Below are 21,929 nucleotides of genomic sequence, written 5' to 3' on the forward strand. Positions count from 1 at the left end.
CTCCATAGCCCTCTGTGCTGACCTGCTTCGACAGCCATACTTCAGGAACACCCCGGTACGGTGCATCATGTGTAGTCCTTATTTCTTTATGTATCGTCCAGGAAGGGGGTGGGCGTGCTCGGCTCCAGCGATCCGATCACCGACGCCATCGGTCTTCTGCGCCCTCGCACCGTGATCGACCCCGGTCTCCATGCGGCAGGACCGTGGGCCCTGCGCTTCGACCAGCCCTCACATGTCAAGCTTGGTGTCGTCGCGCGCGGCACGTGCTGGCTGACCCTTGACGGGCACAAGCCCGTACTGCTGGAAGAGGGCGACTTCTACCTGCTGGGCAACCCCCCGCCCTACGTCCTGGCCAGCACACTCAGCGCACCATCGCGTCCCGCAAAGCCGGTGTGGGAGAGCGCCAGGGACGGTGTCGTACGCATCGGCCCGGAGGCCGAGGAAGACACATACCTCTGCGGCGGGCACTTCTCGTTCGAGGACACGAGCACCCCAGCCCTGACCCAAGTCCTACCGCTGCTCGTGCTTGTCCGTGCCGAAGACCCCCGCGGCAAGCTCCTGGCACACCTCAGCGAGCTCCTGGTCTCCGAGACCAGGACCGCGGCCGCCGGCAGCTCTCTCGTCCTGAACCACCTCGCACAGGTCCTGTTCGTCCACATGCTGCGCGCCCACGCCGAACAGGCCGATCAGCCCACCGGCTGGCTGGGAGCACTCAACGACGACGGTATCGGTGCAGCCCTTCGCGCCATGCACACCGACGCGGCGCACCCCTGGACACTCAAAGAGCTTGCCGGTATCAGCCACATGTCACGTTCCGCGTTCGCCTCATCCTTCAAGAGCCGGGTCGGAACCACCCCGCTGGACTATCTGATCCAGTGGAGAATGAGCCTCGCCCGCGACGCCCTGAGCCACGGCACGCGCACGATCTCCGAACTCGCATTCATGATCGGCTACAAATCCGAGAGCGCGTTCAGCACCGCATTCCGTCGCGTGGTCGGCTCCTCACCCAGACAATTCCGGATCAGTAGCAGTGGGGCCGACGACCCGAAGGTCGCACAAGCGCACGGGTGACCGAAAGGCGTCGCGCGCGGTGCGTCATGCGTCGCTGGCTGCGGTGGCGTAGTCGTCGTAGAAGCCGCGGCCGGTCTTCACGCCGAGGCGGCCGGTGTCGACGTACTCGTGCAGCAGTCGGCGGGGCCCCTCGGGCAGGTGCGGATTCTCCGCGGCGTAGTGGTTTTCGATGTCGAGGACGACGTCCAGGCCGACCTGGTCCATCATCCGGAACACCCCGACCTTTGCGCCGGTGTTCACCTGGAACATCGCGTCGAAATCCTCCGGCGTGGTCACCCCTTCGGCCACGACCGACAGTGCCTCGCGCTTGATCGCGGCCCAGACCCGGTTGAAGATGAAGCCGGTGCTTTCCCGGCGGGCCTCGAAGGGGTGCACTCCGTAGCGCGGCAGCTCGGCCTTGAGCCGCTCGATGATGGCGGGGTCGGTGGCGCCGTCGCTCATCAGGTCGACCGCGTTCTGCGCCGGCGGCATGTAGAAGTGCATGTTCAGCACCCGCTCCTTGTGCTCCACCCGGTCGACGAACAGGCGGGAGGCGTAGGAGGAGGAGTTGCTGGCCAGGATGATGTCGGTGGGGGCGATCCGGTCCAGATCGGCGAACAGGGTGCGCTTGAGGTCCTGGCATTCTTCGCCGCGTCTTGGCAGGGGGTGAGCCCGAAGGGGTCCCTCCACAGGTGCGGGCTGTGGACGTTGGTTACGGGATTGGGTGCGGCGGCCAGGCCTAGGGGATCCGGCGTCAGGTAGCGCGCTGTTTCCGGGTCGACAACAAGGCCCCCCTCGGCAAGGACATACCCACCCGCGAAGAAGCATCGGTCGGTAGCACCCCCGACCACAAATACAAGCGGACCTTCTTCGCAGAACACCCAGAACTCAAGGGCAAGGTCGTCGTCCACCACGCCATCGAACAACAAGTCCTCAAACGCTACCCTGGCCTCTTCTCACCGGACGAAATCCACTCCCTTGAAAATCTCCGAGGAATCCCCAAGGGCGACATAAACAGCAAGGTCCATCTCAGCGAAAATCCGCGTGGAATGGAACGAGTTCTACCGAGCGCACCCCAACCCGACCAGGCAAGAGGTCCTCGATCACGTCACGCACGTGGATGATAGGCTCGGAAACTGGTTCAGTCCCAGAATCAGGTAATGAACCGAAGAGCGGAGCGAAAATAACATGTGGCGCGAACTCGCCTCGGAATACCCTGGCGCAGACCTTCAGGGCCCCGCCGATGAGGCTTCACTGGCCGCAGCCGAGCGTGGACTGGGGCAGGCCATCCCGCACGCGTTGCGCGAACTCCTCCTCGAGACCGACGGTATCACCGACGACTACGGGACGGATGTCGTATGGAGGGCCGAGAAAATCCTGAGCGAGAACGAAAGCTTCCGGCAGAACGCACAGTTCCGCGACCTCTATCAGTCTTTCGATGCGCTCATGTTCTTCGGAGACAACGGCGGCGGAGACCAATTCGCCTTCGTCCGCCAGACGGCTCGCGACGACGAAATCTTCGTGTGGGACCACGAGACAGACAGTCGCACGTGGGTCGCCGCGTCACTCGAAAACTACCTGCGAAGTGCACTGGGCAGTGACGGTGAGGATTGGTACCGAGACTGACCGCTCCTACTGCTGCGTCGGATGGATACCTTGCCGACGGAAGTCACCGCTCTGTGATCGGTGACTTCCGTCGGCTCTCCATCCCTCTCATGCTCCGCCAGGTCCACTGCGGGAACAGCCAGAACAATGGTGAGCACCACGACTAAGCTGGATCCGAGTCCTCTGCATACCAGCAGTGAGACGGTGCGGGCGGCCCAGCTCTGTCATGTCAGTGGCGAAAAGCTTGCCGGGCTCTCTGCCCGTCGGAAGTCCCGCTTCGGCTTGCGCGGTTCGCGGCGACCGGATCGACATCCTCCCGCGCGCACATCACCACTTACTCGGCCAGTCCGCAGGCGTCAATAGTCCTCGACGCCCCACCGAGATCAGTCCAGATCTACAGCCACACTGCCGCCTGCTCATGTCGGCGGCCCAGCACCGGACCCTCCTCCGTCAGCGCTGTCGTGCCGCTCAAGCCATCTCTTAAGTCCATGGTTGCACCGGGGAGACATGATCACCCCGGACAGATTCCACGTCACCTTTGAGACGATCAAGCGAGCTATGGATGGCCGGGCCTCTTTTCGCCTCCTCCAGAAATACTTCCTTCGGCAAAGTACGCGACAATATCATTCACCTCAACGACGGGTACTTAGTTCACCTGACTATAGATGGACCCCTGTTTTTGGAGATTCGGTATGTCCTTTTGGGGGTGCCGTCCTCGGTCGACTTTCGCCATAGCGTCTTCGACTGCGGCGCCAATTTCTCAGGAACCCGTTAGCGATCTGGCCCCACCACTTGCACGGCCTGATCCGGGCCAATCACGCCCACCACCAAACGGTGCACGTTTGTCTGTACTTGGCGGAGCACTCAGAGGAGTACGCCGACACGGGCCAAGGCCCAGCGTGACCTCGGCCGCAGCGCCCAGTCCCGCGAGGGTATGCAGTACGTCGCCGACCGCGGCGGCCGGCTCGCCCCCGCCGCCCGGCGCGGCCTGGTCCACCTCGCCCGCCTCGCCGGAGACTTCCGCACCGCCCACACCGCGGCGCAGGTGTTGGGCTGGGAGGGACGCCAGCACCGTGACCTGGGAGATGTGTACTGGCCCCAGGGCGACATGGACCGCGCGGCCGCCGCCTACCTCGCCGGACGCACCGAGGCCGAACAGCACGGCCACACGGGAGAAGCCGTGCACAACCAGGCGGTGCGCGCCTTCGCCCTCGCCTTACCGGCCCCGCCCGCGCCGATGGCGAGATCGATCTCGTCCGCCACCTGCTGCACGGCCGCAGCCTGCGCGCCACCGCGCTGACCGTGCAGGTCGCCGCCCTGGTCCGGGACGCCGGACTCGCTACGGACGTCGAGGACCGCGGCCGGTTGCTGCGCACCGAAGTGTCCAACGCCGGCCTCCACTCCGTGCGCCCGGTACTCGAACTCGCCCTCGCCTTCCACCACACCGTCCTCGCCGACCACGACCGGATCACCGCCGACCTGGAACGCCTCGAGCAGCTCAGTGGCACCGGTGACCATGTCCACTGCGTCGACCTCGTCCACTTCATGGATGGCCGCCCGCTCGCGCCCCGCCCTCAGCCGGGGGCGAACTGGCTTGCCGAGGAACAGACCGTGCGAGAGCGGTGGCGGGCCCTCGTCCTCACCCGCCGCAGCCTCGCCCTCTTGGAGGGTCCCTGACCTGCGAGCGGAGCTGAACTGGGTGCTTCAGGCGGCAAATTCGCCGAGGGCGTGGCCTTGCCCTCGGCCCAGCGCTTCAGGGTGCGGTCGGTGACGGTGAGCCCGGCCGCGCGGGCGGCCGCCTTCGCCCGCTCGCTGCGGGTCAGGTAGTGCAGGCGGGCCAGCATGCCGCGACGCTGGCCGTCAGTTCCTGCTTGCGAGCCGCAAGTCGGCAGAACACACCCATCAGCGGCTTGCCCAGCAACGTATCCCCGATCATCACCCGGTGCATCACGTACAGCGAGAACGGCAGTCCGACCCTCTCGTCACACGTCGCCTGTGCCCAGCTCTCCAACGCGGTCGTCGTGTCGACCGCCACCTGCGCGCCGCGCACACCCCCCGACCCGCTTCCGTCGCCGACCACCTTCACCGGTACCTCCAGCGCCCCCGCCACCCCCTATGCCACCCGGCACTCGTGCTCCGACACCGAGGCGATCACCGCACCCCAGTCCACCCGGTCGTACAGCTCCGCCAGCACGTCCTGTAGCAAAGCCTCGATCCGCGCCGGCTGCGCCTTGACGTCCGCCATGTCCTGCGACCGTTGTCCGCGTTCCCCAACGTCGTGGCGAACCAGGAGTTCATGTCCGACCACACGCCCTCCACCTGGCGGGACACCTTCGCGATGTTGGCGTTGATCTGCGCCGCCAGCCTCTGCTGCTCGGCCATCATGTCCCCGAGTCGCTGCCTCAGAGCGGCCTGCTGCTCACCGGTGAAGGTTTCGATCTGCTTGATGAGCTCGCCGATCTCGCCTACCTGGTCGGACACACCGCCGACCTGCCCGGACACCCATTCCAAGCCTTCGAGCATCTCGCCCTGGCCGGCGAGGAGCTGCTCCAACATCTCCCCGTGATGTGCCAAGCAGGTCCTCAATGTCGATGCCCGACCCGTGCCGCCTCCCGTCAGCTTCGACACCAGGTCGACCAGATCCAGAACCGTGCCCGCCACGCCCAGGAACCCCATCGAGCCATGAAGCACCTCAGCGCCCCCACGTAACAGATGCCTGCCCTGGGGCGTCGTCAGCAGGACGCGTCCCGTGGTGCGCTGCCCAGACATATGGTCTGTCTGTGGAGCAATGGACCGAGTCTCACAGATCTATTACGTGCCGTGCCGGGCTTTTTACGGCAAGCACCGTAAGGGAACCAGAGGAACGGCCTCCGAAGACACCGCGCATACGGCGCGGCCGGTGCGCAGGGGAGCCCGTCACCGTCCCCGATCCGCTTGCCGCCGGCTGCCGCTTGGCCTGCTCCTGGCGGCCTGCCGGCCCCGCTTTCCGAACGACCCGGGACAGAGAGGCCCGCGAGGAGCGGACACAGGACCGAACCGTGGGAGGTCATGTGATCCACATGCCGGGCCTGCCCGTCCCGCCCCCTACGCCGTCCTCGTATACAGGGCGTCGCTGAAGCGGACAGGGAACCGGGTCCGGATCGATGACTGCACAGGCGCGGTTCGCCTCCCGCTGCGTGAAGCCGGCAGGGGCAGTTCGCGGCGCTCACCGGTATGTGGAGCGGATCTGGCTCAGGTACTCCTCCGTGTCTGTGTAGGCCCGGTCCTGTGCGCCGCTGCGGTGGAGGTCGATCAAGCCGTCGCTGTGCAGGCGCAGGGTGGTCGTGGCGCTGCGGGGACCGGGGCTGGCCTGGAGGGGATCAGGTCCGGCGCCGGCGAGCGACATGCTGTCCAGGACCGGGGTGTGGGGGGAGAACATCGCAAGGGCGTCGGTGGCGGTGGCCGCGGGCGGGCGTCCGGTGCGGTTGGCGCTGCTGACGTACAGGGTGGAGAAGTCGGCCAGGACGGGCAGCAGCGGCGCCCACCGGGCGCCGAACAGCAGGGCCCAGCCGTCCTTGGCCGCCGGCGCCAGCCAGGCGGGAACGGACACGTCCGCACGGAGCGGGACGAGGAGGGTGACGCGTTCCTCCACCAGGAGCCTGCGGGCCACCGCAAACCGGGCGGTGTCCAGCGTGAGGACACCCTCGAGCGCGGTGAGGATGTCCCGGTCGTGGGCCCACAAGGCGACGGCCTGCCGGGCCGGTCGTCCCTTGGCCGTGTTCACCGCGTCGGGACGGGTCGCCGCCACGGTGTAGGTCAGGGGTTCCGGGTTGGGCAGGACCACGGCCGCGCCCTGCCGCAGCCACGCGCGCGCGGCTGCGGCATCCACGGTGCCCGCGCCCGGCATCACCGGCCACCCGCGGTGTCGCACAGGCCGTCCAGGTAGCCCGCGAAGTGCTGGTCGTCGACGACGGCCCGGCCCGAGCGGTACGCCTGCCTCTTCACCCAGCCCATCGCGGCCTGTGCCTGTTCCCGGGTCAGCGTGTGGCCCAGCCGGGCGGCCACCGCGGTGACGACACGGGCGCTCGCCAGGTGGGTGAGCACCACACGCGCTTCAATTCCCAGCAGCGCCTGCGGGTCGTAGGGCTGGAAGAGCGCGGGGTGCACGAACGGGGTCCCGGTGGAGATCGAGCCCACCCCGGTGCCGACGACGGGGGTCGTCACCGTCAGCGGCACCCCGGTCTCGGACGAGACCATCCGGGCGATACCCGGCAGCCGTGTCAGCTCCGGGGTACTCCACCACGGTTCGCTGCCCTCGCCGAGGATGTCCGCGGTGCGATGAGCCAGCAGGAACAGCAACTGTTCGGTGGCCACCAGACCGCTGCGCTCGGCCATGCCCAGCCAGGAACTGGAGACGACCCGGACTCCGGCCCGCAGCGCCTGCAGGGTGTTGGCCAGCCCCAGGCCCAGGTCGTTGTGCGCGTGGGAGGCCAGGACCACATTCTGCCCGGCACCGGCTGCCACCTGCGTGAACAGGGCACACGTCTGCTCGGGCGTCTGGTGCCCGACGGAGTCGGCGAGGATCACCGTGCCGGCCCCGGCTTCGGTCACCGCGCCCGCGTAGGCGGCCATCAGCGCGTGATCGGCGCGGGAGGCGTCGGCAAGACACATATCCACCGCCACCCGGTCGTCCAGACCCCGGGCCTCCTTGACGAGCTCGACTCCCCGCTCCAGCGCTTCACGGGCGGTGCGATGGGTCATGACCGCGGCCATCGCCTCCGAAGCGGGCACGATGACCATCACCCGGGCCTGTGCACTGCCCCGCACCGACGCCACCGCCTGATGGACGTCCTCCGTTGTGCCCCGGCACACCGCCGCGACGCTCACCGCGCCCTCGGCCTCCACGGCGACCTGGCGCACCGCCTCGAACTCCTCGGCACACACCGCAGGGAATCCGGCCGCGAACACCACATGCCGCGGCCCGTCCGCACCGAAGATCCGCCCCTGCTCCCGCGCCAGACGGACCCGGAAATCCGCGCTCATGAGCGTCTTCGCCTGGGCACCGTCGCGTGCGGACTCCTCCCACACCACCACGCGCCCCGCCCGCGCCGACTCCCGCACCGCATCCACAGCCACAGCCCCCTCATCCTCTCCCCTGCCCGCACCGGGCACTTGTCGGAGAAACGATCCCCCCGCCAAAGCAGCGCGCGCGGCACAGCCGACCGCCTGCCACTCCTACGGGTGACAGGCGGCCACGGGACACGTCCCCTCTGCGCGCCTTCGGTGCATTTGACCGAAGCGACGCAACTGGCTCTGCCAGCGCGCCGGCCACGAAGACACCAGCGGCCTCCGGGCCCTATCGCCGTAGGTGGCTGGTCGGCAGGCTGATATTCAGCAGACCGGGAGTGACCTGTGCGGCAGGTAGGACGTTGGCAGAACATGTGTACTTCGAAGCGTGTAGCAGTCGCCGTCCTGACGGCCGCAACGATGTGGATGTCCACCGGACTCGCTCAGGCGGCCGACCCACCTGCCCCGCAACCACAGGTTCTCGTCGTGGACGGGAAACAGATTCCCGTCGACCAGAACCTGCGGAACCAGATGAACGAGGCCCTGCTGTCGGGGCGCGACACGATCACGGTCAACGGCGTGCGCTACAAGATGACGTACGAGCCCGGCCCCGGCCCCAACACGGTACTCACCAACGGCACATACGTCCGGCTGACCCCCGCCCGCTCGTAACATTGCATCAACCGGGTGCGGCCGACGGCAGATCGGGGTCGAGCAGCGCAAGGCGGACGTCTGGCGCCGCTGACGGGCCAGCACATGGCTCCCGGCAGCGCACCAGGGCCCTCACCGCCGGAAACTCCCCTGCTGCGGCGCTACTTGCAGGGGGGGGTGACCACCACTGCAGGCTGCGGCGTTGTTCGGTCCCGATCACAAGATCTGGCTGGCCGTGGCCCTGGCCGCCGCTCTGCTGGTACCCGCGACGGCAGTCTCTGCCGTTGCAGGCGGCTTCGTACAGGATGTCAGCCGGTGTACGCGTTCTGGAGGTGCCGGGTGCACTCCTCACGGGTGAGGAAACCATCACCATCACTGTCGGCCTGCTGGAAATCCCGCATGGCGTCGATCTGGGACACGCCTGTGGCCGACGGGCGTAGCTCTCCTCCAGTGAGCCCTTTCGAACGGGGTCGGTGCTCATCGCGGTGATGTGCCGGATCGTCGTGTCCAGGGCTCAGGTTCTTGGGGGCGGCGATGGTGTCCTGGCTGGAGGGGTTGGAGCGGCGGGAGGGGGGCGCGCTCGGGAGTAGATCTCGGAACTGCTGTGTCAGATCGAAGAGTTGTCGGGCCATCTGGCCGAGCGGGAAGCCGTGGTGTCCAGGCTGGAGATCACCCGGGAGACGATGAGCGAGATCCTGTCCGGGGACGATCCGGTCCTCGGCCCGGACGCGGGGACTGTGCCGGAGGGCGAGGCCCGGACGCCCGCTGTGGAGGCTGACCGGTTCGAGGTCGGTTCTCCGGTGGGAGTGCGTCTGGTGCCGTCGCGGTCGGACCAGTTGGGGGTGGATGTACTGCCGCCTGGTTATGTGGACATCGTGGAGGTGCTCGCGGATGCGGTGGATCCGATGCGAGCGCATCAGTTGTGTTCCGCATGGGGGCTGTCGACGGGCAAGAGCAAGGTAGAGGGGTTCCGGTCGAAGCTGACGCGGCTGAGTGGGTGGGGCTGGAGCGCGGAGATGTCGCCGGGCGCCTGTTCGCTTCTCGGGATACGCCTCCGCAGGGGCGTGCGCCTGAGCGGGGCAACGATTCCGTGGTGTCGCCGCGCGCCGGTGAGAGAGAGGGCTCTCGCGCCTAGCGTCGAGGGTGACGAAACCATTCGATGCCCTGGAACGAGAGCCCGATGGAAGACTACGAGCAGGCCGCGCTGGCTGACCCGTTTGCCCGTGCGGTTTCTTTCTTCACTCAGCTGATCTCCGATCCTTCCGGCCCCGCCGTGCTGGACCTGCCGCGTCAGGATGTAGAGGAGGTGGCCGCGGAGCGGGGCCGGGAGCTGGCCCGGCTATTGCTGCAGGCTCATCTCGATCCGCGGGCCCGCCGTGAGGAGGCGGAGCTGGCCGCACTGGATCCGTGTGCGCGTGGGGCACTGACCGGCGGGCGCACCCGGTTGCAGCGCGGACATCACCGTGAACCGACGACCCTGGTCGGGACGGTGAGGGTCACTCGGTGCGTGCTCAGGTCGCCGGGCCAGGTCACCTGTTATCCGGCCGACGAGGTGCTCGGATCGTGGGCTCTTCTTCGGGAGTGATTCGTTTGGTTGGCACCTTCGGATCTACGGAGAAGAGCCCCTTGGTGACCGGAAGTTGGTGCGGTCGTGTCCCGGACCTTGTCGGGCGAGGGTGAACTGTCCCGGCGCGTCCTCGTCCAGCCAGCCGCGCTCGACCAGACGCTTCAGCTTTCCCCGGGTGCCGTCGATCTTCCCGGTCGTCGTCGGCAACCCGATCCGTGGCACGATCTGTTTGGCCTGCACCGGTCCCGGCGCATCAGCGATGATCTCCACGATGTCCCGGTAGACATCCGGCAGCACCGCCACGGCCAGCCCTCGCGCCGCGGCGGCACCATCATCACTCCGGTGCGATGAGGCGCCGACGTCTCGTTCGACTCCGGAGTGTCCGGCTCAGCCGCAGTGTCCGCGGCCGACAGCTCCGCCAGCACCTTCGCGACGGTATCCCGCGTGATCTCCAGCCGTGACAGATCCTCCCGCGCCTTCTCCAGCCGGATGGCCGACTCTGCTGCCTCGATTTGGAGTTTCTCGACCTTCTGCCGAGCCGCGGCCTCTCTCGCTTGCAGTTCCTCCGGCAAAGACACCATGGCGCGCCGCCTCCACTCTGCAACGGTAGGAGCAAGCCGCCGTTTCCCGCACTGTCAGTCAGCGTCTTCCCAGGTCATCCACCCCGAGAGGCAGCACACATGAATTTGTTGGCGCTGATGCGACGAGGATGCGAGGCTGCCGTCCCAAGGCAGCGACGAAGAAGGCTCAGATGACGCACGCCGAGGCACTCAAGCTGCTCAGCCGCCTTGCGCGCGAGAGTGCATTCGGCAGGTACGTCGGGTCCGACCGCCTCATTCAGATCGGGCTGGATGCTCTGATCGCCGGCGTTGAGAGCCCATCACTCGCCATGCTGGCGGGACTCCTTCGCAGCGAGGAGCCCGAAGCACCCGAGCTCTTCGCCCAGGTGCTGGAGGAGCTGGGGCTGGCCTTTCACCCACCGGCCGACTCCCGGGCCGCGAAATGGGCGATGGCCTACTGGGTAGCTGCGGCCAGACGCCGGCCTCGGTCCAGTCCCGCAGGCGCCGCCAGGCCGTCACGCCACCGCAGCCGACCTGTTCAGCGGGCACGTCCCGCCAGCTCACGCTCATTCACAGCACGTAGACAATGCCTCTCAGCGCAGCCCGTCGCCTGCGGCGTCATGATCCCGGGTCGTCAGGCGAGCCCCCACTGACCTGCGCACGATGAAGCCCGTCGGACCGGTGGCGTCATGCGATGCGGGAAGGCGGAGTGCCCGTCCACCTTCCCGCCGCGCCGGTCGGCATTCGTTCCGTCCACCCTGGTGGGCAATGAACGCACCGGGCAGATCGAGCCCGTCCTCGACGGGAGAGGTCGCGTCCTCGCGTACGCATCACGGCGAGACGGCCGCCCCCTCCGTCAGGAACCGTTCGCCATCGCCGCCGGAAGCGAAGTGACGCTCTGCGCCTGTTTCGGCGCGGTGGCCCTCGCACGCAGCGCCTCGAAAGCGGCTGCCGTCGGGCTGGCCGGCTCGGCCTGGTACACCACAAGCTGCTGATGCGGAGCACCGTTGACAGTGAAGGCGGCGAACGCGATGTGCAAGTCCCCCACCTCCGGATGTCTCAGATGCTTGCCCTCCTGCGACTTGCTCTTGACCTCATGCAACTGCCAGAGATCGGCGAACTCCTCGCTTTCCGCGCTGAGTTCTTCGACGACCTCCGCGATGCGGGCCGAGTCCGGGTCGAACCCGTAGGCGGCCCTGATCTCGGCGACACAGGAGTGCGCCGCGCGCTCCCACTCCTGGTAGAACTCGCGCCCCGCCGGATCGACGAACACCATGCGGGCCAGGTTGTCGAACTGCTCGAAACCGCCATGCAGTGCCGTGGCAAGCGAGTTGCCTGCGAGGACGTCCAGGGCGGGACCCAGGACAAACGCAGGTGTGTGCTCCCACCCGTCCATCAGCTGCAAAAGCTGACTGCTCACCTCGCCGTGACCGTAGTCGCGAGGACGCTGCGAGGTGGCAAGACACAATCGGTTGAGGTGGTCGGTCGCTTCCGCGTTGAGCTTCAGCGCTTGCGCCACCGCTTCCAGGACCTGCGGGGAAGGGCTGCATTCCCGGCCCTGCTCCAACCTGATGTAGTAGTCGGAGCTCACCCCGGCCAGGAGTGCGACTTCCTCCCTGCGCAACCCCGGAACTCGGCGCCGGCCGTGTTCGGGCAAGCCGACGTCGTGCGGCTTCAGTGCCTCGCGGCGGGCTCTGAGAAATTCGCCCAAAGGCGTCCCATTGCTCATGCGCCAAGGTTAGACCGAATGTGGCTGGTTTCGAGTGCCAGCAATGTAAGGTCACGCGGGGTGACACTTGTTTCACTCAATGCAGCAGAATGTCTTGTGTGCCGGGATATCCGCAGGTCATAGCAGTGGCGTGGGTCACATCCCGCCTGTAAAGCCCCTCTGTCGCCTAGGCGATCGGCGGCCCCGTGGCTCGATCTGAGCTCTTCGGAACATCTTCGGAGCCTTTGATCCTGGGTGTGATGCACCCACAATCGACGGTCCCTTTCGGAGGCGCTTCCCTCTAGCCTCGATGGCATGAACGATGACAAGCACCCTGACGCGGTGGAAGGACTGGGCCGGTTTCTGCGCTCCCGACGGGAACTTCTCAGCCCCGCCGCCGTGGGACTGCCCAGTACCGGACGCCGACGGGTGCCGGGGCTCCGGCGCGACGAGGTCGCCGCCCTCGCCGGCGTCAGTGCCAGCTATTACATGCAACTGGAACAGGGCCGTGAGCTGAACCCCTCGCACCGCGTACTCGAAGCGGTGGCCCGGGTTCTGCAACTCGGCGACGAGGACCGGCTACGTCTTTTCCGCATGGTCCAGCCCTCATCGCGACGAATGAAGGCGCCCGTCAGGGTCGAGCGTGCCAGTACCCACATGCGACAGCTGATCGAGAGCTGGACGAGGACACCCGCGTTCATCATCGGTCACGTTCAGGACATCCTGGCCACCAACAGGCTGGCGGACGCCTTGTACTCCGACTTCACCCAACGGGACAACGTATTGCGCATGCTGTTCCTCGACCCGGCGGCCAAGGCCTTCTATCGCAATCCCGCGCGGGCCAAGCACCGCGCCGTGGCCGATCTCCAGCAGACAGCGGCACAGACGCCCGACGATCCACGCATCCTCGAACTCGTTGGCGAACTGTCGGTGCGCAGCGGCGAGTTCCGTTCGCTCTGGGCGCGGGAGTACACGCGTGTGCCCCCCTACCAGCTCAAGCAGATGCACCACTCGGAAGTAGGCGACCTGGAACTTCGGCACGAAGCTCTCAACGTTCGCAGCGCCCCGGGTCAACAACTCATCATCCTGCAGGCGGAACCCGGCTCCCCTTCGGCCGACGCGCTGGCCCTGCTCGGCTCCATCAGCGCCCCGGCGCTCCCTCGGCGGCAACCGCACGAGGACGGCCAGACGCCTCACGGGTCATAGGCGAACATCACCGATGCCAGGCCCTGCCGCCCCGAACAGACTGGAGTCACCACTGCGCGAGGGTCTGCCGCGGCACTGTGCGGTTCGAGCGCAGTTGCCTCGAGGGACCCTCTCACCCGCAGCGAGTGGGGCGAAAGCCGAGCCGACCGGCGGCTGTACCGGCGGCCATGGCTGTGTCGGCGCGGTAGATCCCCTGCTGCGCCGACCGCCCGGCCCACACTCCTCGCGTCCGTCGCACAACGCGTCCCTCTTCCGCCCTTCAGCCTCGAAGGAGACACCGTCTTGTGGGACCAGGAAGACCGGACAGGACCGGAAGGCGACGAAGAGACAGAGACGAAGATCGCACTCGGCCCGCTGGCCCTGTTCCTCGTGGCCGTCCTGGCCGCGTTCACAGTGATCCCACACTGACCGCTGACAACCCGTTCAGCACCTGCCGGCCATAGCCGGTCCGAACCCCGGGGCTTTCGCCCCGGGGTTCGGTCATGTCCGTGGACGTCGCTGCCGCCGCTCTTCCTAGGAGTGGGATCCCCAGGAAAGTCCCGGCCTTCTTACGGACCTCGCCCCCGAGCAGACTTCTGTGCGTAAGGAAAAAGCCCCGCTCACGGCGGGGAACGCAAGGAAAGAAGGCTTTCTCATGGCTACGTGGTTTGTCACCGGAGCTTCCCGCGGTATCGGCGCGGAAATCGCACGGGCCGCACTGAAGGACGGCAACAACGTCGTGGTCGCCGTCCGCAACCCCGAACGCGTCCCCGACGACCTCAAGGCCTCCGACACCGTCCTCCCCGTCGCCCTGGACGTCACCGACAACGCCAGCATCCCGACCGCCGTCCAGACCGCCATCGACCACTTCGGACGCATCGACGTCCTGGTCAACAACGCCGGCCGCGGCCTGCTCGGCGCTCTCGAGGAAATCACCGACGCCGAGGCCCGCTCCCTGTTCGACCTCAACGTCTTCGGCCTCATCAACGTCACCCGCGCCGTCCTGCCCCACATGCGCGCACAGGGCTCCGGCAAGCTCGTCCACATCGGCTCCCGCTCCGGCTTCGAAGGCGAACCCGGCGTCAGCCTCTACTCCGCCTCCAAGTTCGCCGTCGCCGGCATCAGCGAAGCGCTCTCCGCCGAGATGGCCCCCTTCAACATCCAGTCGATGGTCGTCGAACCCGGCGTCTTCCGCACCGACTTCCTCGACTCCAGCTCCCTGTCGGTGGCCGCCCGCCGCATTCCCGCCTACGACAACACCCCCGCCCACGTCACCCTCGACTGGATCGACCAGGCCAACCACGCCCAGCTCGGCGACCCCGTCAAGGGCGCCGCCCTCATCGTCGAAGTCACCAACACCGACACCCTCCCCACCCACCTCTACCTCGGCCAGGACACCCTCGACCGCCTCGACGTCAAGTACCAGCAGGTACAGAACGACCTCAAGCCCTGGCGCGACAAGTCCGCCGCCACCGCCCACGACGACACCGCCGCCTGACAGACGAGGTGCCGTTCAGGAGGCGCCTCTCCCCCCATGCCGCCCGGCCGGGCGTGTCCGCTCGCCCCGCCCCGCCGGGCGCCGTTTTCCCGAAGTGACCATCAGAAGCACTGAATTCGAAGAGGTAACCGTCATGTCTGCCGCTGTTCTCACCGGTACCCCGTTGTCAGGCCGTGTCGCCGTCATCTCCGGCGCCTCCAGCGGCATCGGCGCCGCCACCGCCGAACGCCTCGCCGCCCTCGGTGCCACCGTCGTCGTCCTGGCCCGCCGCAAGGACAAACTCGACCAGGTCGTCAAGGACATCGAGGCGGCGGGCGGCACCGCCCTCGCCCTCGCCGTCGACGTCACCGACCGCGCCGCGGTACAGAACGCCGCCGACCAGGTCGCCGCCGCCTACGGCCACGCCGACCTCGTCTTCAACAACGCCGGCGTGCAACTCATCTCCGGCATCGAAGAACTCAAGGTCGACGACTGGCAGCGCCAGATCGACCTCAACATCACCGGGTTGATGAACGTCATCGCCGCCTTCCTCCCCCACCTCACCCAGGCAGCGGCCCAGGGCAAGTCCGCCGACCTCGTCAACACCTCCTCCATCGCCGCGACCCGCATCCTGGAGAAGTTCTCCGTCTACTCCGGCACCAAGGCCTACATCAGCCACCTCACCCGCCTCCTGCGTGTCGAACTCGGCCCCAAGATGGTCCGCGTCGCCACCATCGAACCCGGCATGGTCGACACCGAACTTCCCGACCACGTCACCGACCCCGACGCCTCCCAGCTCATGGCCGGCCTCATCCACGACATCGACGTCCTCCAAAGCGCCGACATCGCCGAGACCGTCGCCTTCATGGCCGCCGTCCCCCGCCACGTCAACCTGACCGAAATCACCATCCTCCCCACGGCACAAACCGTCTGACTCGTGCCCCAACACGTGTGAGGGACTGCCGGGGCAGTCCCTCACACACGTTTGCCGGGGTGTCCGGCGGTCACAGCCTCCCAGGTACTGCGGGACGGTCCCGTGGCCGGCTGCGGCGCATCGTCGCGGGACTTCAGCCATCGCTCGATACGCGTGCGCACCTCCTCGGCACCGAACGCCTCGGCAGGTGGCCGAAGCATGTGGCGTGCCTGTGCCCAGGCCCGCATGACGACCGGATCCTCAAGAGCACAGGGGAAGCGGGCCGCCCTCCGCCGCGCCTCGTCGTCCGCGGCGGCTTGCGCCTCGCCGGAGAGTCGCGTCTCGTTGTCCTTGTCCGCCGACACCTGTAGGTCGAACCAGGGTTTGAGGACGGTCCGTGTCCACTGATCATAGGAGCGGGCGAACTCTTCATGGCGGTGCGCCCTGTGGGCTGTCTCGGCGACGTGTTCGGCCGCCCACAGAGCGAGGGATATCCCCTGTGTGAGGGTCGGGTTGGTGTGGATGAGGGCATCTCCCACCCGAACGAGGCCGGTGACGACGGGCCCCGATCCATCCGCCGTGGGGCTCCAGCGATTGTCGAGGCCCGCCATGACGTGTACGTCCCCCACAGGCTGCGGGGCCTGGGCGGACCAGGCTTCGACGGCAGGGAAGAGACGGGCCAGTTCGTCGAAGACCCGGGGGGCGCGCAACGCCGGGAGCGTGGGGTCCTTGACCGCGCAGACCAGGGCCACGCCCAACAGGTCGTTGTCCGAGGGGAAGGCGATGCTCAACGCCCGGGGCGTCGCGGAGGTGTAGGGCACCCGGGGAAGCCGCTCCCGGCTACGGGAAGTGAGGCGGTACCAACGGCACGCATAGGCGAGACCGACCCGGTGGGTCTCCGCCTCCGGCGTGCGCGTACCTGCTCCGGCCAGCCAGTTCGTGACCGGCGAGCGGCGCCCCCCGGCGTCGACGACCAGATCGGCTTTCAGCTCCCCGTCCGGGAGCCGCAGCCCGGTCACCCGTGGGACATCGTTCCTGCCCGGCTCGGTCACCAAGCCGTGCACTGCCTCACCTGTCTTGACCAGGATGTTGCTCTGCGCGTACACCGCCTTCCGGAGCGCTGTCTCCAGGACGATGCGCCGCAGCCGCACCAGAACCAGATGCTCGTCCCCGTGCCGATAGGGAGGATGCTCGGTGAACCAGTCGAACTCGTGCTGCTCCCAAGCGCCCAACCGCAACAGGTCCGCGTAGACGTCGGGAGTCCTCGCCTTCAGGACGGCTCGGGCCGGTCCGAGCAGTGCGTGCGGCTGGACGGCCTGAGGGACATGTGGACGCGAGCGGCCGAAGAAGTCCTCGTCCAGAGACCCGCTCGTCCCCATGACGTCCTGCTCCACCAACGTCACCTCATGCGCGCCACGCGCGAGGAACAATGCCGTGGCCAGCCCGGCGATCGAGCCACCCATCACAGTGACGCGCGTCATCCGTACTTCCCTTCGAACTCCGGTACGCGCTCCATCCGGTGGCGCGCTGTGGCTGTGCCTGCCGGCACGTTCCCCGGATCCTGCCGTGCGCGGGGCGTTCGTCGCATCGGCGAGACTTGCGGAGATGCCCGCGGCCCGGCGCCTCTCGCGCCGCCAGCGGTGGGCCGGGAGCCGCCACCGGCCCCGTAGTCGGTCAGGTCCGTACCAAAACCCGATAGCTGCGCAAAAACGTGTACGTACTAGTCGCCGATGCGCGGCAGGAACGTCCGGTGAGAGCTTGATCAAGGCGGCCGAGCAAGGCCGTCGGCCTCGACGATCATCGGAGATTTCATGGCAGCCAACGGCATCACGTACACCGGCCTCGACGCGCTTCTCACCCCGGAGAAGTCGGTGCTGCTGCTGATCGACCACCAGGGAGCCCAGTTCGCGGGTATGCGGAGCATGGACGCCGGCCTGGTCGTCAACAACGTGACCGCGCTGGCCAAGGGCGCCAAGCTGTTCGACGTCCCCACCATCCTCACCACCGTGGTCGAGGACCGCGGCGGTCGCATCATCCACCAGTTGCAGGACCTCTTCCCCGAGCAGACGCCGATCGACCGTACGACGATCAACACCTGGGAGGACCAGCGCGTCGTCGACGCCATCGCGGCCACCGGGCGCAAGGATCTGATCATCGCCGGTCTGTGGACGGACATCTGCCTGGCCTGGCCCGCGATCCACGCGCTTGCCGACGGCTACCGGGTCTTCGCCGTGACGGACGCCTCGGGCGCCACCACCAACGAGGCCCACGAGCGTGGCATCCAGCGCATGATCCAGGCGGGCGTCATCCCGACCTGCTCCGGCACCGTCGTCTCCGAATGGCAGCGGGACTGGGCCCGGGAGGAGACCGTTCCCGGCATGACCGAGATCCTCCTGGAGCACGGCGGCAGCTTCGGCACCAGCCTCGCCTGGGAGCTGCAGCTCCTCGGCCAGAACAAGGGCTGATCCCGCACAAGCCTCGGACTCACCCGAGGTACCGACCGGCCGACCACCGACGCAGGTCGGCGGCCGGCCGGCTCTCCAACCGTTCGTAACGGCAGGCAGCAAGGGTGTGACGGTCCCTGTGTGTGCCGTGACACCTCACAGAAGCACAGGACCACTGATGATCGACACGTCCCGCGTCGGGCCGCCGCCCCCCTTCGACCCCGAGCTGGTTCCCGCCCTGGAAGCACTGGGGAAAGCCATGCCTCCCGGCATCCTGCCGGAGATGATCCCGGCCCTGCGCACGTTCATGGCGGGCACGGCACCGAGCGACGACGAACTGCGCCGGGGCGGCGCTGTCGAGTTCGAGGAGCGCTTGGTCCCGGGCGTGCAGGGCGGGCCCGAAATCCCCTTGTTGCTCTGCCGTCCGGCCGGCTCCACCGGCCCCTTGCCCGCGGTCTACTTCACGCACGGCGGCGGCATGATCCTGGGGGACAACCGCAATCTGCTGGGAGAGATGCTGGACTGGGTGGAGCACTTGGGAATGGTGCTCGTGTCCGTCGAGTACCGGCTGGCTCCGGAGCACCCTTTCCCCGCCGGTCTCGAGGACGTGCACGCCGGACTGCGGTGGGTCATGACGCACTCCGACGAACTGGGAATCGATCCCGGGCGCCTCGTCGTGTCGGGCCCCAGCGCGGGGGGTGGCCTGACAGCGGCCCTGACCTTGCTCGTACGAGACACGGGCGGCCCCTTTGTGGCCGGTCAGTTGTTGTTCTGCCCGATGCTCGACGACCGCAACGACACCCCCTCCTCACACCAGATGGCGGGCTTGGGCGCATGGGACCGGACCTCGAACAACACGGGGTGGAGCGCCTTGCTGGGAGACAAGCACGGAGGGCCGGACGTCTCCGCCTACGCGGCACCGGCGCGCGCCGACGATCTGTCCGGTCTGCCTCCGCTGTTCATCGACGTCGGTTCCGCCGAGACGTTCCGGGACGAGGTCACCGCCTACGCGACACGCTTCTGGCAGGCCGGTGGCGAGGCGGAACTGCATGTCTGGCCCGGCGGCTTCCACGGCTTCGACGCACTCGTGCCGGACGCGGAGCTGTCGAAGCGGGCACGTGCGGCGCGAGTGCTCTGGCTGCGCCGCCTGCTCGATCTCTGACTCATCGCGTCCCGACACGGCGTTTTTGTTGATGCGACAAGAACTTGTGACAACAACTCGCGGATCGTTTATTGACGCGTCACCTACTTCTACCGAGGAGCCCAGCATGAACATCACCGTCATCGGACGAGGACGGGTCGGAGGCGGTCTGGCCCGGCTCTGGCAGCAGGCCGGCCATCAGGTGACCGGGCTCGGACGCGACGGCGGCGATGCGTCCGGCGCCGACGTCATCGTCGTGGCCGTCCCCGGCGACGCGATCGACGATGCCCTGCGAAAGATCACCGGCCTCGACGGCCAGGTGACCATCGACGCCACCAACCTCTACAGCGAGAGAGACGACACCTACCCGTCCCTTTCCCATCAGATCAAGGCCGTCGTCGGCGGTCCCACCGCCAAGTCCTTCTCGACCGTCTTCGCCACCTCCTACGACGCGATCGCCACCCAGCGAGTCACGCCCAGCAACCTCTACGCGGCCGAACCCGGCGCCAAGAGCATCACCCAACAGCTCATCCGGGACGCGGGCTTCGATCCGCTGTACGTGGGCGATCTCACCCCCGGCGCCCGCCTGATCGAGGACAGCTCGGCCCTCACCCGCGCACTCGCAGGACAGATCGGCCCCTTCTTCTACCGCTACGGCCGCCCCGGCGAGCTGTAGGACCCGCGGCACCCGGCCGCCGACCCGTCCCACGCATCGACGACTCACAACGGAGCCATCAGCCATGACCCGTATCGCCATCATCCTCGGCAGCACCCGCCCCGGACGCAACGGTGAAGCCGTTGCCAACTGGGTTCTCGACATCGCCAAGCAGCGCACGGACGCCGAGTACGAGCTCGTCGACATCGCCGACTTCAAGCTCCCCCACCTCGACGAGGTCACACCTCCCTCGCTGGGTCAGTACACCCAGCCCCACACCAAGGCCTGGGCCGAGAAGATCGCCTCCTTCGACGGCTACGTCTTCGTCACACCGGAGTACAACCACTCCACCTCCGGCGCCCTGAAGAACGCCATCGACTTCCTCTACAACGAATGGAACAACAAGGCCGCCGGCTTCGTCAGCTACGGCAGTGTCGGCGGCACCCGCGCCGTCGAGCACCTGCGCCTGGTCATGGGCGAGCTCCAGGTCGCCGATGTCCGTAACCAGGTGGCCCTTTCGCTGTTCACGGACTTCCAGAACTTCAGCCAGTTCACCCCGGCCCCGCACCAGACGGAGGCTGTCGGCGCGGTCCTCGACCAGGTCGTCGCCTGGAGCGGTGCCCTCGCCCAACTGCGCACCACAGCGTGAAGGCGGCGATCCTCACCATGAGCAACATCCTCGAAGGCAAGGTCGTCGTGGTCACCGGTGCCGCCAGCGGCATCGGCCGGACCATCGCGATCCGCGCCGCCGCGCACGGCGCCAAGGCGGTCATCGCCGCCGACATCAGGCAGACGCCGCGCGAAGGCGGCGACCCCACCACCGCAGCGATCGAAAAGCTTGGCGTCCCCGCTCGTTTCGTCGTCACCGACGTCACCCGGCGGACCGAGGTCGACCGGCTCGTCGAGGCCGCCGAGGAGTTCGGCGGCGTCGATGTCATGGTCTGCAACGCGGGCATCACCCTCAACGAGGACGGCGCGGACGTCAGCGAGGACGACTTCCACCGGCTGATGTCCGTCAACGTCGACGGTGTCCTCTTCGGCGCCCAGGCCGCGGCCCGGCAGATGAAGAAGCTCGGCAAGCCCGGCAGCATCGTGCTCATGGGCAGCATGGGCGGAATCGTCGGCGCGGGCATCACCGTGGCCTACTCCACCAGCAAGGGCGGTGTGACCTTGATGGCCAAGGCGCTCGCGGACGCTCTGGGACCCGACGGCATTCGCGTCAACGCCGTCGCCCCCGGCCCGATCGACACCTCCCTGCTGCGCGAGACACCCGACATCGGCGCGGCGGCCGAAGGCTTCAGACAGCGCACCCCGTTGCGCCGGCTCGGCGCTCCTTCCGAGGTCGGCGACGCGGTCGCCTACCTCGGATCCGATCTGTCGAGTTACGTCACCGGCACCGCGCTGGTCGTCGACGGCGGCCTCACCGCCGTGATCTGACCCCACTCCCCCGGCCCACCGCACCCAAGGAGCCGTCATGGCCACCACCGATATCAGCGAAGCCGCCAAGGCCGTCATCCGGCGCAACACCGAAGAGGTACAGGGCGGCGGTGACTACGCCCTGTACGACGCGTTGTTCTCCGACGACTTCATCGACCACACCCCGCAGCCCGGTCGAACCCCGGACAAGGCGGGCGCGCTGGAGCTCTACCAGACGCTGCGCGCCGCCTTTCCCGACTTCCACGCCGTGATCCACTGGCAGGCTGCCGACGGCAACCTCATCACCACCTACAAGACGTACCACGGCACCCACAAAGGCGAGTTCTTCGGCATCTCGCCCACCGGTCGCGTCATCCAGTTCGAAACCGTCGACGCCATGCGGGTGGTCGACGGAAAGATCACCGAACACTGGGGCGTGGCCAACCTCTTCTCCTTGATGGAGCAGTTGGGCGCCCGGCCCGGCACCCCGTGACCCGCACGGCCGTCCCGG

General features: G+C 67.6%; 24 protein-coding genes and 2 pseudogenes. 16 read left to right on the forward strand and 10 right to left on the reverse strand.

Translation table 11 applies throughout. From position 1 onward, the window contains the following. The first annotated feature begins 114 nt into the window (after positions 1-114). A complete protein-coding gene (locus tag ACIRF8_RS08720; protein ID WP_404212424.1) occupies positions 115-1,071 on the forward strand; it encodes an AraC family transcriptional regulator in 957 nt (318 codons plus the stop codon). A gap of 24 nt (positions 1,072-1,095) precedes the next feature. On the opposite strand, the gene ACIRF8_RS08725 is transcribed toward ACIRF8_RS08720, so the two are convergent. Then, on the reverse strand, positions 1,096-1,740 hold the full coding sequence (locus ACIRF8_RS08725; RefSeq protein ID WP_404212426.1) for a 3-hydroxyacyl-CoA dehydrogenase family protein: 645 nt from the start codon (positions 1,738-1,740) through the stop codon (positions 1,096-1,098). A 498-nt stretch (positions 1,741-2,238) separates the two neighbouring features. Between ACIRF8_RS08725 and ACIRF8_RS08730 the strand changes: the two genes are divergently transcribed. The 3 genes from ACIRF8_RS08730 (at position 2,239) to ACIRF8_RS08740 (ending at position 4,332) form a co-directional block, all read left to right on the forward strand. Beyond that, positions 2,239-2,676 (forward strand): SMI1/KNR4 family protein, encoded by a 438-nt coding sequence (locus tag ACIRF8_RS08730; protein WP_404212428.1) that lies wholly within the window; start codon positions 2,239-2,241, stop codon positions 2,674-2,676. Between the two features lie 913 nt (positions 2,677-3,589). Next, positions 3,590-3,955, forward strand: a complete 366-nt coding sequence (locus tag ACIRF8_RS08735) for a hypothetical protein (protein WP_404212430.1) — start codon at positions 3,590-3,592, stop codon at positions 3,953-3,955. A 2-nt stretch (positions 3,956-3,957) separates the two neighbouring features. Further along, the gene (locus ACIRF8_RS08740; RefSeq protein ID WP_404212432.1) at positions 3,958-4,332 is read left to right on the forward strand and encodes a hypothetical protein; all 375 of its coding nucleotides are present in this window, start codon (positions 3,958-3,960) and stop codon (positions 4,330-4,332) included. 44 nt (positions 4,333-4,376) lie between these two features. Here the strand turns inward: ACIRF8_RS08740 and ACIRF8_RS08745 are convergent. The 5 genes and pseudogenes from ACIRF8_RS08745 to ACIRF8_RS08765 form a co-directional block, all read right to left on the reverse strand. After that, positions 4,377-4,508: pseudogene (locus tag ACIRF8_RS08745) on the reverse strand (transcriptional regulator); the annotation flags it as partial. Next, on the reverse strand, positions 4,475-4,741 hold the full coding sequence (locus ACIRF8_RS08750; RefSeq protein WP_404212434.1) for a hypothetical protein: 267 nt from the start codon (positions 4,739-4,741) through the stop codon (positions 4,475-4,477). The gene ACIRF8_RS08750 and the pseudogene ACIRF8_RS08745, both read right to left, overlap by 34 nt. 65 nt (positions 4,742-4,806) lie before the next feature. Beyond that, complete coding sequence (locus ACIRF8_RS08755; RefSeq protein WP_404212436.1) at positions 4,807-5,331, reverse strand: hypothetical protein; 525 nt, start codon at positions 5,329-5,331, stop codon at positions 4,807-4,809. A 529-nt stretch (positions 5,332-5,860) separates the two neighbouring features. Further along, positions 5,861-6,523, reverse strand: a complete 663-nt coding sequence (locus ACIRF8_RS08760) for a hypothetical protein (RefSeq protein ID WP_404212438.1) — start codon at positions 6,521-6,523, stop codon at positions 5,861-5,863. Positions 6,524-6,540: 17 nt separating this feature from the next. After that, the gene (locus ACIRF8_RS08765) at positions 6,541-7,770 is read right to left on the reverse strand and encodes a 2-isopropylmalate synthase (RefSeq protein WP_404212440.1); all 1,230 of its coding nucleotides are present in this window, start codon (positions 7,768-7,770) and stop codon (positions 6,541-6,543) included. A gap of 417 nt (positions 7,771-8,187) precedes the next feature. Here ACIRF8_RS08765 and ACIRF8_RS08770 point away from each other — a divergent pair, with 417 nt between their 5' ends. Together ACIRF8_RS08770 and ACIRF8_RS08775 are read left to right on the forward strand one after the other, a co-directional pair. Continuing rightward, positions 8,188-8,373, forward strand: coding sequence for a hypothetical protein (locus ACIRF8_RS08770; RefSeq protein WP_404212442.1), 186 nt, complete (start codon positions 8,188-8,190; stop codon positions 8,371-8,373). A 1,159-nt stretch (positions 8,374-9,532) separates the two neighbouring features. Beyond that, on the forward strand, positions 9,533-9,937 hold the full coding sequence (locus tag ACIRF8_RS08775) for a hypothetical protein (RefSeq protein WP_404212444.1): 405 nt from the start codon (positions 9,533-9,535) through the stop codon (positions 9,935-9,937). Positions 9,938-9,961: 24 nt separating this feature from the next. On the opposite strand, the gene ACIRF8_RS08780 is transcribed toward ACIRF8_RS08775, so the two are convergent. From ACIRF8_RS08780 to ACIRF8_RS08790, 3 genes and pseudogenes are all read right to left on the reverse strand, one after another. Beyond that, positions 9,962-10,222: a hypothetical protein gene (locus ACIRF8_RS08780; protein WP_404212446.1), complete on the reverse strand. Its 261-nt coding sequence runs from the start codon at positions 10,220-10,222 to the stop codon at positions 9,962-9,964. A gap of 719 nt (positions 10,223-10,941) precedes the next feature. After that, positions 10,942-11,085 (reverse strand): annotated as a pseudogene (locus ACIRF8_RS08785) (transposase); the annotation flags it as partial. 250 nt (positions 11,086-11,335) lie between these two features. Further along, positions 11,336-12,208 (reverse strand): helix-turn-helix transcriptional regulator, encoded by an 873-nt coding sequence (locus ACIRF8_RS08790; protein WP_404212448.1) that lies wholly within the window; start codon positions 12,206-12,208, stop codon positions 11,336-11,338. A gap of 294 nt (positions 12,209-12,502) precedes the next feature. On the opposite strand from ACIRF8_RS08790, the gene ACIRF8_RS08795 reads away from it, so the two are divergent. The 4 genes from ACIRF8_RS08795 (at position 12,503) to ACIRF8_RS08810 (ending at position 15,783) form a co-directional block, all read left to right on the forward strand. Next, positions 12,503-13,393 (forward strand): helix-turn-helix transcriptional regulator, encoded by an 891-nt coding sequence (locus ACIRF8_RS08795; protein ID WP_404212450.1) that lies wholly within the window; start codon positions 12,503-12,505, stop codon positions 13,391-13,393. 282 nt (positions 13,394-13,675) lie between these two features. After that, the gene (locus tag ACIRF8_RS08800; protein WP_404212452.1) at positions 13,676-13,801 is read left to right on the forward strand and encodes a hypothetical protein; all 126 of its coding nucleotides are present in this window, start codon (positions 13,676-13,678) and stop codon (positions 13,799-13,801) included. 226 nt (positions 13,802-14,027) lie between these two features. Further along, positions 14,028-14,870 (forward strand): SDR family NAD(P)-dependent oxidoreductase, encoded by an 843-nt coding sequence (locus ACIRF8_RS08805; protein ID WP_404212454.1) that lies wholly within the window; start codon positions 14,028-14,030, stop codon positions 14,868-14,870. 133 nt (positions 14,871-15,003) lie between these two features. Next, positions 15,004-15,783, forward strand: a complete 780-nt coding sequence (locus ACIRF8_RS08810; RefSeq protein ID WP_404212456.1) for an SDR family oxidoreductase — start codon at positions 15,004-15,006, stop codon at positions 15,781-15,783. Between the two features lie 41 nt (positions 15,784-15,824). Here the strand turns inward: ACIRF8_RS08810 and ACIRF8_RS08815 are convergent, their stop codons facing one another. Next, positions 15,825-17,243 carry an NAD(P)/FAD-dependent oxidoreductase gene (locus ACIRF8_RS08815; RefSeq protein ID WP_404212457.1) on the reverse strand — a complete coding sequence of 473 codons (1,419 nt, stop codon included), beginning with the start codon at positions 17,241-17,243 and terminating at the stop codon, positions 15,825-15,827. A gap of 330 nt (positions 17,244-17,573) precedes the next feature. Here ACIRF8_RS08815 and ACIRF8_RS08820 point away from each other — a divergent pair, with 330 nt between their 5' ends. The 6 genes from ACIRF8_RS08820 (at position 17,574) to ACIRF8_RS08845 (ending at position 21,911) form a co-directional block, all read left to right on the forward strand. Continuing rightward, positions 17,574-18,227 (forward strand): hydrolase, encoded by a 654-nt coding sequence (locus tag ACIRF8_RS08820; RefSeq protein ID WP_404212459.1) that lies wholly within the window; start codon positions 17,574-17,576, stop codon positions 18,225-18,227. 157 nt (positions 18,228-18,384) lie between these two features. Continuing rightward, positions 18,385-19,368 carry an alpha/beta hydrolase gene (locus ACIRF8_RS08825; protein ID WP_404212461.1) on the forward strand — a complete coding sequence of 328 codons (984 nt, stop codon included), beginning with the start codon at positions 18,385-18,387 and terminating at the stop codon, positions 19,366-19,368. A 106-nt stretch (positions 19,369-19,474) separates the two neighbouring features. After that, on the forward strand, positions 19,475-20,023 hold the full coding sequence (locus tag ACIRF8_RS08830; RefSeq protein ID WP_404212463.1) for a dinucleotide-binding protein: 549 nt from the start codon (positions 19,475-19,477) through the stop codon (positions 20,021-20,023). 64 nt (positions 20,024-20,087) lie between these two features. Then, the gene (locus tag ACIRF8_RS08835) at positions 20,088-20,651 is read left to right on the forward strand and encodes an NADPH-dependent FMN reductase (protein ID WP_404212464.1); all 564 of its coding nucleotides are present in this window, start codon (positions 20,088-20,090) and stop codon (positions 20,649-20,651) included. Beyond that, positions 20,648-21,439: an SDR family NAD(P)-dependent oxidoreductase gene (locus ACIRF8_RS08840; RefSeq protein WP_404212466.1), complete on the forward strand. Its 792-nt coding sequence runs from the start codon at positions 20,648-20,650 to the stop codon at positions 21,437-21,439. Before ACIRF8_RS08835 ends, ACIRF8_RS08840 begins: the two co-directional genes overlap by 4 nt. Positions 21,440-21,476: 37 nt before the next feature. Then, positions 21,477-21,911: an ester cyclase gene (locus ACIRF8_RS08845; RefSeq protein WP_404212468.1), complete on the forward strand. Its 435-nt coding sequence runs from the start codon at positions 21,477-21,479 to the stop codon at positions 21,909-21,911. Positions 21,912-21,929: the final 18 nt, after the last annotated feature.

The organism is Streptomyces sp. NPDC102406 (assembly GCF_044765725.1).
Taxonomy (GTDB): Bacteria; Actinomycetota; Actinomycetes; order Streptomycetales; family Streptomycetaceae; genus Streptomyces.